This window comes from Neisseria sp. P0007.S010, assembly GCF_051962875.1.
GTDB classification, from domain to species: Bacteria; Pseudomonadota; Gammaproteobacteria; order Burkholderiales; family Neisseriaceae; genus Neisseria; species Neisseria subflava_A.
This window is the reverse complement of record NZ_JBQCUX010000019.1, coordinates 1-15760: the sequence shown is the minus strand read 5'-3', so window position 1 is coordinate 15760 and position 15760 is coordinate 1. Positions and strand designations below refer to the sequence as shown.

The 15760-nt window shown below is 45.9% G+C and carries 11 protein-coding genes, 1 tRNA gene and 1 pseudogene; all 13 read left to right on the top strand.

Annotation, left to right across the window (positions count from 1 at the left end; all coding sequences use genetic code 11):
• Positions 1-84: pseudogene (locus ACTHR7_RS10440) on the top strand (hypothetical protein); the annotation flags it as partial.
• Positions 85-90: 6 nt separating this feature from the next.
• A tRNA-Trp gene (locus ACTHR7_RS10435) sits at positions 91-166 on the top strand.
• A 131-nt stretch (positions 167-297) separates the two neighbouring features.
• Complete coding sequence (gene secE / locus ACTHR7_RS10430; RefSeq protein ID WP_107867951.1) at positions 298-573, top strand: preprotein translocase subunit SecE; 276 nt, start codon at positions 298-300, stop codon at positions 571-573.
• A 2-nt stretch (positions 574-575) separates the two neighbouring features.
• Positions 576-1109, top strand: a complete 534-nt coding sequence (nusG, locus tag ACTHR7_RS10425; RefSeq protein WP_070461118.1) for a transcription termination/antitermination protein NusG — start codon at positions 576-578, stop codon at positions 1107-1109.
• A gap of 104 nt (positions 1110-1213) precedes the next feature.
• Positions 1214-1648, top strand: a complete 435-nt coding sequence (gene rplK, locus ACTHR7_RS10420) for a 50S ribosomal protein L11 (RefSeq protein ID WP_002220151.1) — start codon at positions 1214-1216, stop codon at positions 1646-1648.
• Positions 1648-2343 carry a 50S ribosomal protein L1 gene (gene rplA, locus ACTHR7_RS10415; RefSeq protein ID WP_003677918.1) on the top strand — a complete coding sequence of 232 codons (696 nt, stop codon included), beginning with the start codon at positions 1648-1650 and terminating at the stop codon, positions 2341-2343. The genes rplK and rplA overlap by 1 nt, the downstream gene beginning before the upstream one ends.
• A gap of 223 nt (positions 2344-2566) precedes the next feature.
• Positions 2567-3067: a 50S ribosomal protein L10 gene (gene rplJ, locus ACTHR7_RS10410; RefSeq protein ID WP_070461120.1), complete on the top strand. Its 501-nt coding sequence runs from the start codon at positions 2567-2569 to the stop codon at positions 3065-3067.
• Between the two features lie 58 nt (positions 3068-3125).
• The gene (rplL, locus tag ACTHR7_RS10405; RefSeq protein ID WP_070583257.1) at positions 3126-3497 is read left to right on the top strand and encodes a 50S ribosomal protein L7/L12; all 372 of its coding nucleotides are present in this window, start codon (positions 3126-3128) and stop codon (positions 3495-3497) included.
• A gap of 189 nt (positions 3498-3686) precedes the next feature.
• Complete coding sequence (gene rpoB / locus ACTHR7_RS10400) at positions 3687-7865, top strand: DNA-directed RNA polymerase subunit beta (RefSeq protein ID WP_440370771.1); 4179 nt, start codon at positions 3687-3689, stop codon at positions 7863-7865.
• Between the two features lie 156 nt (positions 7866-8021).
• On the top strand, positions 8022-12197 hold the full coding sequence (gene rpoC, locus ACTHR7_RS10395; protein ID WP_440370770.1) for a DNA-directed RNA polymerase subunit beta': 4176 nt from the start codon (positions 8022-8024) through the stop codon (positions 12195-12197).
• 318 nt (positions 12198-12515) lie between these two features.
• On the top strand, positions 12516-12887 hold the full coding sequence (rpsL, locus tag ACTHR7_RS10390; protein ID WP_002218431.1) for a 30S ribosomal protein S12: 372 nt from the start codon (positions 12516-12518) through the stop codon (positions 12885-12887).
• A gap of 117 nt (positions 12888-13004) precedes the next feature.
• Entirely contained in the window at positions 13005-13475 is a 471-nt protein-coding gene (gene rpsG / locus ACTHR7_RS10385) for a 30S ribosomal protein S7 (RefSeq protein WP_002240962.1), read from the top strand.
• 18 nt (positions 13476-13493) lie between these two features.
• On the top strand, positions 13494-15599 hold the full coding sequence (gene fusA, locus ACTHR7_RS10380) for an elongation factor G (protein ID WP_036491326.1): 2106 nt from the start codon (positions 13494-13496) through the stop codon (positions 15597-15599).
• Positions 15600-15760 lie beyond the last annotated feature (161 nt).

The window sequence follows — 15760 nt, the reverse complement described above, 5'->3', positions numbered from 1 at the left end:
GCTATGGAAGAAGGTCTGCGCTTTGCGATTCGCGAAGGTGGTCGTACCGTAGGTGCGGGTGTGGTTTCTTCTGTAATCGCTTAAGTTTAGAGGCCAATAGCTCAATTGGTAGAGTATCGGTCTCCAAAACCGAGGGTTGGGGGTTCGAGACCCTCTTGGCCTGCCAAATAAAAAATTAACCGGCCTTGTGCCGGTTAATTTTTTTGTACTTAAGTTCTAAGATTATTTGGAATTAATTAATGGATCAATGCCGCTATCTAAAATGAAGGCGGGTGGGGTATTGATAAGTGAGTAAAGATGACAGAACATCCGTCTGGACGCAAAGAAGGCCATCAGAAAAAGGAAGTTGTGGTAAGTAATAAGCCGACTCCTGAAAAGAAAGAAGGTCTGTTTGCATATTTTAAGAGCTCTTGGACTGAGTTTAAGAAGGTAGTTTGGCCGAGTCGTGATGAAGCGGTTAAAATGACTGTATTTGTGATTATCTTCGTTGCAGTTTTAGCAGCCTTCATTTATGCGGCAGATACAATTATTTCATGGTTGTTTTTTGATGTTTTATTAAATAGGAAAGGGTAAAGATGTCAAAGCGTTGGTATGTGGTACAGGCCTATTCCGGTTTCGAGAAAAATGTTCAAAAAACATTGAAAGAGCGTATTACTCGTGAAAACATGGAAGAATATTTCGGTCAGATTCTCGTTCCTGTAGAGGAAGTGGTAGACATCAAGAATGGCCGAAAAACCATCAGTGAGCGTAAATTCTATCCAGGCTATGTGCTGGTTGAAATGGAAATGACCGATGATTCATGGCATTTGGTTAAGAGTACCCCTCGAGTAAATGGCTTTGTAGGTGGTAGCGGAAATCGTCCAATCCCAATTTCTCAAAAAGATGCAGATGCTATTTTGCAACAAGCCAAAACAGGTGTTGAGAAGCCAAAACCAAAAGTTGAATTCGAAGTGGGTCAGCAGGTTCGTGTGAATGAAGGTCCATTTGCTGATTTCAATGGAATTGTTGATGAAGTTAACTACGAGCGTAATAGACTGCGTGTTTCAGTTCAAATTTTTGGTCGGGAAACACCGGTTGAATTAGAGTTCGGTCAGGTTGAAAAGATTTAAGTGGTTTAATTCGCTTGAAAATTTTTTTTTAAGCAGATATAATCGCAAATTCTGTTTGGGAAGCGGAATGGTTCCGCGTTATACCCGTTTTTAGGAGTCCTTAAGTGGCAAAGAAAATTATCGGCTACATCAAACTGCAAATTCCTGCAGGTAAAGCCAATCCATCTCCCCCAGTTGGTCCTGCTTTGGGTCAGCGTGGTTTGAACATCATGGAATTCTGTAAAGCATTTAATGCTGCAACCCAAGGTATGGAACCTGGTTTGCCAATTCCAGTCGTGATTACTGCATTTGCAGATAAATCATTTACATTTGTGATGAAAACTCCACCAGCTTCTATCTTGTTGAAAAAAGCTGCTGGTCTGCAAAAAGGTAGTTCTAATCCTCTGACTAACAAAGTGGGTAAATTGACCCGCGCTCAGTTGGAAGAAATTGCTAAAACTAAAGAGCCTGATTTGACTGCTGCTGACTTGGATGCGGCTGTTCGTACTATCGCAGGTTCTGCTCGCTCAATGGGCTTGGACGTGGAGGGTGTTGTATAATGGCTAAAGTATCTAAACGCTTGAAAGCTCTGCGCTCTTCTGTTGAAGCTAACAAACTGTACGCAATCGACGAAGCAATTGCTTTGGTTAAAAAAGCTGCTACTGCTAAATTTGACGAGTCTGTTGATGTATCTTTCAACTTGGGCGTTGATCCTCGTAAATCTGACCAAGTTATCCGTGGTTCAGTCGTTCTGCCTAAAGGTACCGGTAAAACAACTCGCGTAGCTGTATTTACTCAAGGTGCAAATGCAGATGCTGCTAAAGAAGCTGGTGCAGATATTGTCGGTTTTGAAGATCTGGCCGCTGAAATCAAAGCTGGTAACCTGAACTTTGACGTTGTTATTGCTTCTCCTGATGCAATGCGTATCGTTGGTCAATTGGGTACCATCTTGGGTCCTCGTGGTTTGATGCCAAACCCTAAAGTAGGTACTGTTACTCCTAACGTTGCTGAAGCAGTTAAAAATGCAAAAGCAGGTCAAGTACAATACCGTACAGATAAAGCCGGTATCGTTCATGCAACTATCGGTCGTGCTTCTTTCGCTGAAGCTGACTTGAAAGAAAACTTCAATGCGCTGCTGGATGCTATCGTTAAAGCCAAACCTGCTGCTGCAAAAGGCCAGTACCTGAAAAAAGTTGCTGTATCCAGCACTATGGGTTTGGGTGTTCGCGTTGATACTGCAAGCGTGAACAACTAAGAAATTTTCAGGTGATTCGGTTTTCTGGATTGCCTGAATTTGGGCTACTTAAAATTAAGTAGATGTCCAAGACCGTAGGGATCGTAAGATTTAATCGTAACTGCCCTACGCAGACGGTAGTCCTGAAACACATTGCAAGATTGCTTGTAAGATGTCTTTTTAGGTTACCGCGCTGGTGGGATATTATTTCGGTATCCTGTTTATAAACAGTGGGAGGTAGACCTTGAGTCTCAATATTGAAACCAAGAAAGTGGCCGTAGAGGAAATTAGCGCAGCAATTGCTAACGCTCAAACTCTCGTAGTCGCTGAATATCGCGGTATCAGTGTTTCCAGCATGACTGAGCTTCGTGCAAATGCACGTAAAGAAGGCGTTTACTTGCGTGTTCTGAAAAATACTCTGGCTCGTCGCGCAGTAGAAGGTACTTCATTCGCAGATTTGGCCGATCAAATGGTTGGTCCATTGGTTTATGCTGCTTCTGAAGATGCTGTTGCTGCTGCTAAAGTGCTGCACCAATTCGCGAAAAAAGATGACAAAATTATCGTTAAAGCCGGTTCTTACAATGGCGAAGTAATGGATGCTGCTCAGGTTGCTGAGTTGGCCTCTATTCCGAGCCGCGAAGAGCTGTTGTCCAAACTGTTGTTCGTTATGCAAGCTCCCGTATCAGGCCTTGCACGTGGTTTGGCTGCTTTGGCAGAGAAAAAAGCTGGCGAAGAAGCCGCTTAATCGATTTTGTTTCATTTAATCAATTATTTTTTAATACAATATTTGGAGTATAAATAGCATGGCTATTACTAAAGAAGACATTTTGGAAGCCGTTGGTTCTTTGACCGTAATGGAATTGAACGACTTGGTTAAAGCTTTTGAAGAAAAATTTGGCGTTTCTGCTGCTGCAGTTGCAGTTGCAGGTCCTGCAGGTGCTGGTGCAGCTGCTGCTGAAGAGAAAACTGAATTTGACGTAGTTTTGGCTTCTGCCGGTGATCAAAAAGTTGGCGTGATTAAAGTTGTCCGCGCTCTCACTGGCTTGGGTCTGAAAGAAGCTAAAGACATCGTTGACGGTGCACCTAAAACTCTGAAAGAAGGTGTTTCTAAAGCTGAAGCTGAAGACATCCAAAAACAACTGGAAGAAGCCGGCGCTAAAGTCGAAATCAAATAATTTGATGCTTCCTATGAAGGCTGGCAGTTTTCTGCCAGCCTTATTTTGCTTCTTAAAATAAGCATCAGACATTGTTTACATTTATTTGCATAGTCTTTATAAAATCATTGCAAATAAATGTAAATATCAGGTTGATGCATGCCGTTGTTTCAGACGGCCTATTATTTAAAATTGCTTTTCGGAGTGTATATGAGCTATTCGTTTACCGAGAAAAAACGTATCCGTAAGAGTTTTGCAAAGCGAGAGAATGTCTTAGATGTTCCTTTCCTGCTGGCAACCCAAATTGATTCTTATGCGAAATTTTTGCAGCTGGAAAATGCTTTTGACCAACGCACTGATGATGGTCTGCAAGCGGCATTTAATTCTATTTTCCCGATTGTGAGCCATAACGGTTATGCGCGTTTGGAGTTTGTGCATTACACATTGGGCGAGCCTTTGTTCGATATTCCTGAATGTCAATTACGCGGCATTACTTATGCGGCTCCATTGCGTGCCCGTATCCGTTTGGTGATTTTGGATAAAGAAGCATCTAAGCCGACAGTAAAAGAAGTTCGTGAAAACGAAGTGTATATGGGCGAAATCCCATTGATGACGCCAAGCGGCTCTTTTGTTATCAATGGTACTGAGCGCGTGATTGTTTCCCAGCTGCATCGTTCTCCTGGCGTGTTCTTTGAGCATGACCGTGGTAAAACACATTCTTCCGGTAAGTTGTTGTTCTCTGCTCGTATTATTCCTTACCGTGGTTCATGGTTAGATTTCGAATTTGATCCAAAAGATTTGCTGTATTTCCGTATCGACCGTCGCCGTAAAATGCCGGTTACGATTTTGTTGAAAGCTTTAGGCTACAACAATGAACAAATTTTGGATATTTTCTACGACAAAGAAACTTTCTATTTGTCTTCAAACGGTGTTCAAACTGATCTGATTGCAGGCCGTCTGAAAGGTGAAACTGCCAAAGTTGATATCTTGGATAAAGAAGGCAATGTACTGGTTGCCAAAGGTAAACGCATTACTGCGAAAAATATCCGTGATATTACCAATGCAGGCTTGACTCGTCTGGATGTAGAGCCAGAAAGCCTGTTGGGTAAAGCATTGGCTGCTGACCTGATTGATCCGGAAACCGGCGAAGTATTGGCTTCTGCTAACGATGAAATTACAGAAGAACTGTTGGCTAAGCTTGATATCCATGGTGTAAAAGAAATTACGACCCTTTATATCAATGAATTGGATCAAGGCGGTTACATCTCCAGCACTCTGCGTACAGATGAAACTGCTGATCAGCAAGCTGCACGCGTAGCGATTTACCGCATGATGCGTCCTGGAGAACCGCCTACCGAAGAAGCTGTTGAGCAGCTCTTCAACCGCTTGTTCTTCAGTGAAGACAGCTATGATTTGTCTCGCGTAGGCCGTATGAAATTCAATACGCGCACATACGAGCAAAAACTGTCTGAAGCACAACAAAATTCTTGGTATGGCCGTTTGCTGAACGAAACTTTGGCTGGTGCATCTGAAAAAGGCGGTTACGTTCTGAGCGTTGAAGACATCGTTGCTTCCATTGCTACATTGGTTGAACTGCGTAACGGTCATGGCGAAGTAGATGATATTGACCACTTGGGTAATCGTCGTGTTCGTTCTGTGGGTGAGTTGACTGAAAACCAATTCCGCAGCGGTTTGGCTCGTGTAGAACGTGCAGTTAAAGAGCGTTTGAACCAAGCAGAATCTGAGAACTTGATGCCGCATGACTTGATCAATGCGAAACCTGTTTCTGCTGCGATTAAAGAATTCTTCGGCTCCAGCCAATTGAGCCAATTTATGGATCAGACCAACCCATTGTCTGAAGTTACCCATAAACGCCGTGTATCTGCATTGGGCCCGGGCGGTTTGACTCGCGAACGTGCAGGCTTTGAGGTGCGAGACGTACATCCGACCCACTATGGCCGTGTATGTCCTATTGAAACACCTGAGGGTCCAAACATTGGTTTGATCAACTCATTATCCGTTTATGCGCGTACCAATGATTATGGTTTCTTGGAAACTCCTTACCGCCGTGTTGTCGATGGCAAAGTAACTGAAGAAATCGACTACTTGTCTGCTATCGAAGAAGGTCGTTATGTGATTGCACAGGCAAATGCCGATTTGGACAAAGATGGTAATTTGATTGGCGACTTGGTCACTTGTCGTGAAAAAGGCGAAACCATTATGGCAACGCCTGACCGCGTTCAATATATGGACGTGGCAACCGGTCAAGTGGTATCCGTTGCAGCATCTCTGATTCCATTCTTGGAACATGATGACGCGAACCGTGCATTGATGGGTGCCAACATGCAACGTCAGGCCGTACCGTGTCTGCGCCCTGAAAAACCGATGGTTGGTACCGGTATCGAGCGCTCTGTTGCCGTTGACTCTGCAACTGCAATCGTTGCCCGCCGTGGTGGTGTGGTTGAGTATGTAGATGCAAACCGCGTTGTGGTTCGTGTTCATGATGATGAAGCGACTGCCGGTGAAGTGGGTGTCGATATTTATAACTTGGTTAAATTCACCCGTTCTAACCAATCTACCAACATCAACCAACGTCCGGCCGTAAAAGCAGGCGATGTGTTGCAACGTGGTGACTTGGTGGCCGACGGTGCATCTACCGACTTGGGCGAGTTGGCTTTGGGTCAAAACATGACCATCGCCTTCATGCCATGGAACGGTTACAACTACGAAGACTCGATTCTGATTTCAGAAAAAGTGGCTGCAGACGACCGCTATACTTCGATTCACATTGAAGAGCTGAACGTTGTCGCACGTGACACTAAACTGGGTGCGGAAGACATTACCCGCGATATTCCGAACTTGTCTGAGCGTATGCAAAACCGTTTGGATGAATCCGGTATCGTGTATATCGGTGCAGAAGTAGAAGCAGGTGACGTCTTGGTAGGTAAAGTAACACCTAAAGGCGAAACCCAACTGACTCCTGAAGAAAAACTGCTGCGTGCCATCTTCGGTGAAAAAGCATCTGATGTAAAAGATACTTCATTGCGTATGCCTACCGGCATGAGCGGTACCGTTATCGACGTTCAAGTCTTTACTCGTGAAGGTATCCAACGCGACAAACGTGCTCAATCCATTATTGATTCTGAATTGAAACGTTACCGTCAAGATTTGGGCGATCAATTACGTATTTTCGATAATGACGCATTCGACCGTATCGAGCGTATGATTGTTGGTCAAAAAGCCAATGGTGGTCCGATGAAGCTGGCTAAAGGCAGCGAAATTACTACCGAATATTTGGCAAGCCTGTCCAGCAAACATGATTGGTTTGACATCCGTCTGGCTGACGAAGATTTGGCCAAACAGTTGGAACTGATTAAATTGAGCCTGAAACAAAAACGCGAAGAAGCGGATGAGTTGTATGAGATCAAGAAGAAAAAACTGACCCAAGGCGATGAGCTGCAACCAGGCGTACAAAAAATGGTGAAAGTATTTATCGCCATCAAACGCCGTCTGCAAGCCGGTGACAAAATGGCGGGTCGCCACGGTAACAAAGGCGTGGTATCACGCATTCTGCCAGTGGAAGACATGCCTTACATGGCTGACGGCCGTCCGGTAGACATCGTACTGAACCCATTGGGCGTACCTTCCCGTATGAACATCGGTCAGATTTTGGAAGTTCACTTGGGTTGGGCGGCAAAAGGTATCGGCGAACGCATCGACCGAATGCTGAAAGAGCAACGCAAAGCCAGCGAGCTGCGTGAATTCTTGAACAAACTCTACAACGGTAGCGGTAAGAAAGAAGATTTGGACAGCCTGACAGATGAAGAAATCATCGAATTGGCTTCCAACCTGCGTAAAGGTGCATCTTTCGCCTCTCCTGTATTCGATGGTGCGAAAGAGTCTGAAATCCGCGAAATGTTGAACTTGGCTTACCCAAGCGAAGATCCTGAGGTTGAGAAACTGGGCTTCAATGACAGTAAAACTCAAATCACGCTGTATGACGGCCGTTCAGGCGAAGCATTTGACCGCAAGGTTACAGTCGGTGTGATGCACTATCTGAAACTGCACCACTTGGTTGACGAAAAAATGCACGCCCGTTCTACCGGTCCATACAGTCTGGTTACCCAGCAGCCTCTGGGCGGTAAAGCTCAGTTCGGTGGCCAACGTTTCGGTGAGATGGAGGTTTGGGCATTGGAAGCATACGGCGCGGCATACACGCTGCAAGAGATGCTGACAGTGAAGTCTGACGACGTGAACGGCCGTACCAAAATGTACGAAAACATCGTCAAAGGCGAACACAAAATCGATGCCGGTATGCCTGAATCCTTCAACGTATTGGTTAAAGAGATTCGCTCACTGGGCTTGGATATCGATTTGGAACGCTACTAAACAGAAGTTTTCAGACGGCCTTTTAAGGCCGTCTGAAAAAGCGGTTTCGGAATAAGAATGAAGTAATCGGCATTTAGGCCGTCTGAAATCAAAAGTACCGTTTCCCAATATCGAAAATCCGCCATGCGGTAAAAATACTTCCTTCAAGGAGCAAAAATGAATTTGTTGAACTTATTTAATCCGTTGCAAACTGCCGGCATGGAAGAAGAGTTTGATGCCATCAAAATCGGTATTGCCTCTCCCGAAACCATCCGCTCATGGTCTTATGGCGAAGTTAAAAAACCTGAAACCATCAACTACCGTACGTTCAAACCTGAGCGAGATGGTTTGTTCTGCGCCAAAATCTTTGGCCCGGTCAAAGACTATGAATGTTTGTGCGGTAAATACAAACGCTTGAAATTTAAAGGCGTAACCTGTGAAAAATGTGGCGTAGAAGTTACCCTGTCCAAAGTGCGCCGCGAACGCATGGGCCATATCGAATTGGCTGCACCTGTTGCCCACATCTGGTTCTTAAAATCCCTGCCTTCCCGCCTGGGTATGGTATTGGACATGACGTTGCGTGATATCGAACGCGTATTGTACTTTGAAGCATTCGTGGTAACCGATCCCGGCATGACTCCGTTGCAACGCCGTCAATTGCTGACTGAAGACGATTACTACAACAAACTGGACGAATACGGCGACGACTTCGATGCCAAAATGGGTGCAGAAGGTATCCGTGAATTGTTGCGTACCTTGGATATTACCGGCGAAATCGAAACCCTGCGTCAAGAGCTGGAATCTACCGGTTCTGACACCAAAATCAAAAAAATCGCCAAACGTTTGAAAGTATTGGAAGCCTTCCACCGTTCCGGTATGAAACTGGAATGGATGATTATGGATGTGCTGCCGGTATTGCCGCCTGATTTGCGTCCGTTGGTTCCATTGGATGGCGGTCGTTTTGCCACTTCCGATTTGAACGATTTGTACCGTCGTGTTATCAACCGTAACAACCGTCTGAAACGTCTGTTGGAATTGCATGCGCCTGACATCATCGTTCGTAACGAAAAACGTATGTTGCAAGAAGCAGTTGACTCTCTGTTGGATAACGGCCGCCGCGGTAAAGCCATGACCGGTGCCAACAAACGTCCGCTGAAATCATTGGCAGACATGATTAAAGGTAAAGGCGGCCGCTTCCGTCAAAACCTGCTGGGTAAACGTGTGGACTACTCCGGTCGTTCCGTGATTACCGTAGGCCCATACCTGCGTCTGCACCAATGTGGTCTGCCGAAAAAAATGGCTTTGGAACTGTTCAAACCATTCATTTTCCACAAATTGGAAAAACAAGGTTTGGCTTCTACCGTTAAAGCTGCAAAAAAATTGGTAGAGCAAGAAGTACCTGAAGTATGGGATATCTTGGAAGAAGTCATCCGCGAACATCCGATTATGCTGAACCGTGCGCCAACCTTGCACCGTTTGGGTATTCAAGCGTTCGAACCTATCCTGATCGAAGGTAAAGCGATTCAGTTGCACCCATTGGTGTGTGCCGCATTTAACGCCGACTTTGACGGTGACCAAATGGCTGTACACGTTCCATTGAGCTTGGAAGCACAAATGGAAGCACGCACGCTGATGCTGGCTTCAAACAACGTATTGTCTCCAGCCAACGGCGAACCAATCATCGTACCTTCTCAAGATATCGTATTGGGTCTGTACTACATGACCCGCGACCGTATCAATGCCAAAGGCGAAGGCAGCCTGTTTGCCGATGTGAAAGAAGTACATCGTGCATACCATACCAAACAGGTTGAACTGGGTACGAAAATTACCGTACGTCTGCGTGAATGGGTAAAAAATGAAGCAGGTGAGTTTGAGCCTGTCGTTAACCGTTACGAAACAACCGTCGGCCGTGCATTGTTGAGCGAAATCTTGCCTAAAGGCCTTCCGTTCGAGTACATCAACAAAGCGCTGAAGAAAAAAGAAATTTCTAAACTGATTAACGCATCATTCCGTCTGTGTGGCCTGCGTGACACAGTTATTTTCGCCGACCACTTGATGTACACCGGTTTCGGTTTTGCGGCTAAAGGCGGTATTTCCATTGCGGTTGACGATATGGAAATTCCGAAAGAAAAAGCAGCTTTGCTGGCTGAGGCTAATGCCGAAGTTAAAGAAATCGAAGATCAATACCGTCAAGGTTTGGTAACCAACGGCGAACGTTACAATAAAGTAGTCGATATTTGGGGTCGTGCCGGCGATAAGATCGCTAAAGCGATGATGGACAACCTGTCCAAACAAAAAGTTATCGATCATGACGGCAACGAAGTTGATCAAGAATCCTTCAACTCTATTTACATGATGGCCGACTCTGGTGCCCGTGGTTCTGCGGCTCAGATTAAACAGTTGTCCGGTATGCGTGGTTTGATGGCAAAACCTGACGGCTCCATTATTGAAACGCCTATTACCTCCAACTTCCGCGAAGGCCTGACCGTATTGCAATACTTTATTGCGACCCACGGTGCGCGTAAGGGTTTGGCGGATACCGCGTTGAAAACTGCAAACTCCGGTTACTTGACCCGTCGTTTGGTAGACGTAACCCAAGACTTGGTGGTTGTTGAAGACGATTGCGGTACTTCAGACGGCTTTGTCATGAAAGCAGTGGTACAAGGCGGTGACGTAATTGAAGCTTTGCGTGAGCGTATTTTGGGCCGCGTTACTGCTTCTGATGTTGTCGATCCTTCGACTGGCGAGACTTTGGTGGAAGCCGGTACATTGTTGACCGAGAAACTGGTAGATATGATCGACCAATCCGGTGTCGATGAAGTCAAAGTCCGTACACCGATTACTTGTAAAACCCGTCATGGCTTGTGTGCGCACTGTTATGGTCGCGACTTGGCACGCGGTAAACTGGTTAACGCCGGTGAGGCAGTTGGTGTGATTGCTGCACAATCCATTGGTGAGCCAGGTACTCAGCTGACCATGCGTACGTTCCACATTGGTGGTGCGGCATCTCGTGCGGCGGCAGCCAGCCAAGTAGAAGCTAAATCCAATGGTACAGCACGTTTCAGCAGTCAAATGCGTTATGTTGCCAACAACAAAGGCGAGTTGGTTGTCATTGGCCGTTCTTGTGAAGTAGTGATTCACGACGATATCGGTCGCGAACGTGAACGTCACAAAGTACCTTACGGTGCAATCCTGCTGGTACAAGACGGCGAAGCCATTAAAGCTGGTCAAACCTTGGCAACTTGGGATCCGCATACCCGTCCGATGATCACCGAACATGCAGGTATGGTGAAATTCGAAAACGTGGAAGAGGGTGTTACCGTTGCGAAACAGACCGACGATGTAACTGGTTTGTCTACTTTGGTAGTGATTGACGGCAAACGTCGTTCCTCTAGTGCTTCTAAACTGTTGCGTCCGACTGTCAAACTGTTGGATGAAAATGGTCTGGAAATTTGCATTCCTGGTACGACTACCCCAGTTTCTATGGCATTCCCGGTCGGTGCGGTGATTACCATTCGTGAAGGTCAGGAAGTCGGTAAGGGTGATGTGTTGGCGCGTATTCCACAAGCGTCTTCTAAAACCCGCGATATTACCGGTGGTCTGCCACGCGTAGCCGAATTGTTTGAAGCACGCGTGCCGAAAGATGCAGGTATGTTGGCAGAAATTACCGGTACCGTTTCCTTCGGTAAAGAAACCAAAGGTAAACAGCGTCTGATTATTACCGACGTAGACGGTGTAGCATACGAAACCCTGATTTCTAAAGAGAAACAGATTTTGGTACATGACGGTCAAGTGGTAAACCGCGGTGAAACCATCGTAGACGGTGCCGTAGACCCACACGACATTCTGCGTCTGCAAGGTATCGAAGCATTGGCTCGCTACATTGTTCAAGAGGTGCAAGAGGTTTACCGCCTGCAAGGTGTGAAGATTTCCGATAAACACATCGAAGTCATCATCCGTCAAATGTTGCGTCGAGTGAACATTGTCGATTCTGGTGATACAGAGTTCATTACCGGTGAGCAAGTTGAGCGTGGCGATGTGATGCTTGCCAATGAAAAAGCCATGGCTGAAGACAAAGAGCCGGCACGTTACGAAAACGTGTTGTTGGGTATTACCAAAGCTTCCTTGTCTACAGACAGCTTCATTTCTGCGGCATCGTTCCAAGAAACAACCCGCGTCTTGACCGAGGCTGCTATTATGGGCAAACAAGACGAGCTGCGCGGTTTGAAAGAGAACGTGATTGTCGGTCGATTGATTCCTGCCGGTACAGGTTTGACCTACCACCGCAGCCGTCATCAACAATGGCAGCAAGCCGATCAAGAAACTTCTGAAACCGAAGCTTCAGACGAATAATCCCGAGCGATTATTGTGAAAATAAAACCGCAAGCCAGTCTTGCGGTTTTATTTTTTAGAGGACTTAAAAGAGGGTGGAGTTTAAGGCCGTCTGAATAAATAAGGAAAGCAATGGAGAAAATAAGTAGAGAACCATATTTAAAATGGCAAAGGCCGTCTGAATGTTTCAGACGACCTTTGTTTCTAAAATTTAGACATAAATTGGAAAACACCAAACTTTATCAGTCATTTGCTTGACTAAACCCTTGCAATAAAAATATAATTCCAATCTTGTCGACATGGTGTCGGCAAGTATTTAACTCAACAGGACGAGAAAATATGCCAACTATTAACCAATTGGTACGCAAAGGCCGTCAAAAGCCTGTGTACGTAAACAAAGTGCCTGCACTGGAAGCTTGCCCGCAAAAACGTGGCGTATGCACCCGTGTATACACAACTACCCCTAAAAAACCTAACTCTGCATTGCGTAAAGTATGTAAAGTTCGCCTGACTAACGGTTTTGAAGTAATTTCATATATCGGCGGTGAAGGTCACAACCTGCAAGAGCACAGCGTCGTATTGATTCGCGGCGGTCGTGTAAAAGACTTGCCAGGTGTACGTTACCACACTGTACGCGGTTCTTTGGATACTGCAGGTGTTAAAGACCGTAAACAAGCCCGTTCTAAATACGGTGCTAAGCGTCCTAAATAATTATCGGGACTCAAATAGGCACGTCGGCCGCCTAAGCTGAATAACGGCCGAGTAAGTGAATGCTCAATTGGGTATTCATGGGAATTGACCCAACTGAATAGATTAAAGGAAATTAAAATGCCAAGACGTAGAGAAGTCCCTAAGCGCGACGTACTGCCAGATCCTAAATTCGGCAGCGTTGAGCTGACTAAATTCATGAACGTATTGATGATTGACGGTAAAAAATCTGTTGCAGAACGTATCGTTTACGGTGCGCTGGAACAAATTGAGAAAAAAACCGGCAAAGTAGCAATCGAAGTGTTTAACGAAGCCATTGCAAACGCCAAACCTATCGTGGAAGTGAAAAGCCGCCGTGTAGGTGGTGCAAACTACCAAGTTCCTGTTGAAGTTCGTCCTTCACGTCGTCTGGCTTTGGCAATGCGCTGGGTTCGCGATGCGGCCCGTAAACGTGGTGAGAAATCTATGGACCTGCGTTTGGCAGGCGAACTGATTGATGCGGCTGAAGGTCGTGGCGGTGCGTTGAAAAAACGTGAAGAAGTACACCGCATGGCTGAAGCTAACAAAGCATTCTCTCACTTCCGTTTCTAATATCGAAAGGCTAACAAAATGGCTCGTAAGACCCCTATCAGCCTGTATCGCAATATCGGTATTTCTGCCCATATTGACGCGGGTAAAACAACCACAACAGAACGTATTTTGTTCTATACAGGTTTGACTCATAAATTGGGCGAAGTGCATGACGGCGCGGCTACTACCGACTACATGGAACAAGAGCAAGAGCGTGGTATTACCATTACTTCTGCTGCTGTGACTTCTTATTGGTCCGGTATGGCGAAACAGTTCCCTGAGCACCGTTTCAACATCATCGACACCCCGGGACACGTTGACTTTACCGTAGAGGTAGAGCGTTCTATGCGTGTATTGGACGGCGCAGTAATGGTTTACTGTGCAGTAGGCGGTGTTCAACCTCAATCTGAAACCGTATGGCGTCAAGCTAATAAATACCAAGTACCTCGCTTGGCATTTGTAAACAAAATGGACCGTCAAGGTGCCAACTTCTTCCGCGTTGTTGAGCAAATGAAAACCCGTTTGCGCGCAAACCCAGTACCTATCGTGATTCCGGTTGGTGCGGAAGACAGCTTCAGCGGTGTTGTTGACCTGTTGAAAATGAAATCCATTATTTGGAATGAAGCCGATAAAGGTACAACCTTTACCTATGGCGATATTCCTGCTGAATTGGTTGAGACTGCTGAAGAATGGCGCCAAAACATGATTGAAGCTGCAGCAGAAGCCAGCGAAGAATTGATGGATAAATACTTGGGCGGTGATGAGCTGACTGAAGAAGAAATCGTAGGCGCATTGCGTCAACGTACTTTGGCTGGTGAAATTCAACCAATGTTGTGCGGTTCAGCATTTAAAAACAAAGGTGTTCAACGTATGTTGGATGCAGTTGTAGAATTGCTGCCTGCTCCTACCGACATTCCTCCAGTTCAAGGTGTTAACCCTAACACTGAAGAAGCCGACAGCCGTCAAGCCAGCGATGAAGAGAAATTCTCTGCATTGGCGTTCAAAATGTTGAACGATAAATACGTTGGTCAGTTGACTTTCATCCGCGTTTACTCTGGTGTTGTGAAATCCGGTGATACCGTATTGAACTCAGTAAAAGGTACTCGCGAACGTATCGGTCGTCTGGTGCAAATGACTGCTGCAGACCGTACTGAAATTGAAGAAGTACGCGCTGGTGATATTGCAGCTGCGATCGGTCTTAAAGACGTTACCACTGGTGAAACCCTGTGTGCTGAAAGCGCACCAATCATCTTGGAACGCATGGAATTCCCTGAGCCGGTAATTCACATTGCTGTTGAACCAAAAACCAAAGCCGACCAAGAGAAAATGGGTATCGCCCTGAACCGTCTGGCGAAAGAAGACCCTTCTTTCCGCGTTCGTACAGACGAAGAATCCGGTCAAACCATTATTTCCGGTATGGGTGAATTGCACTTGGAAATTATTGTTGATCGTATGAAACGCGAATTCGGTGTGGAAGCTAACATTGGTGCGCCTCAAGTTGCATACCGTGAAACTATCCGCAAAGAAGTTGAAGCTGAATACAAACACGCTAAACAATCCGGTGGTAAAGGTCAATACGGTCACGTTGTGATCAAAATGGAACCTATGGAGCCGGGTGGTGCAGGTTACGAATTTATCGACGAAATTAAAGGTGGTGTGATTCCTCGCGAATTCATTCCGTCTGTCGATAAAGGTATCCGCGATACCCTGCCTAACGGTATCGTTGCAGGTTACCCAGTAGTTGACGTACGCGTACGTTTGATCTTCGGTTCTTCACACGACGTTGACTCCTCTCAACTGGCGTTCGAATTGGCTGCTTCTCAAGCCTTTAAAGAAGGTATGCGTAAAGCCAATCCTGCTCTGCTTGAGCCAATCATGGCAGTTGAAGTGGAAACCCCTGAAGAATACATGGGTGACGTAATGGGCGACTTGAACCGTCGTCGTGGCGTTGTATTGGGTATGGATGATGACGGTATCGGCGGTAAAAAAGTCCGTGCCGAAGTACCTCTGGCAGAAATGTTCGGTTACTCAACCGACCTGCGTTCTGCAACCCAAGGTCGCGCTACTTACTCCATGGAGTTCAAAAAATACGCTGAAGCTCCTGCTCACGTAGCTGCTGCTGTAACTGAAGCCCGCAAAGGCTAATCAGAAAAGACCGTCTGAAACTGAAAATAAATTTTCAGACGGCCATTGTTCTTTAATCGATCTTTATATGTAAAGGAATTAGCTCATGGCTAAGGAAAAATTTGAACGTAGCAAACCGCACGTAAACGTTGGCACCATCGGTCACGTTGACCATGGTAAAA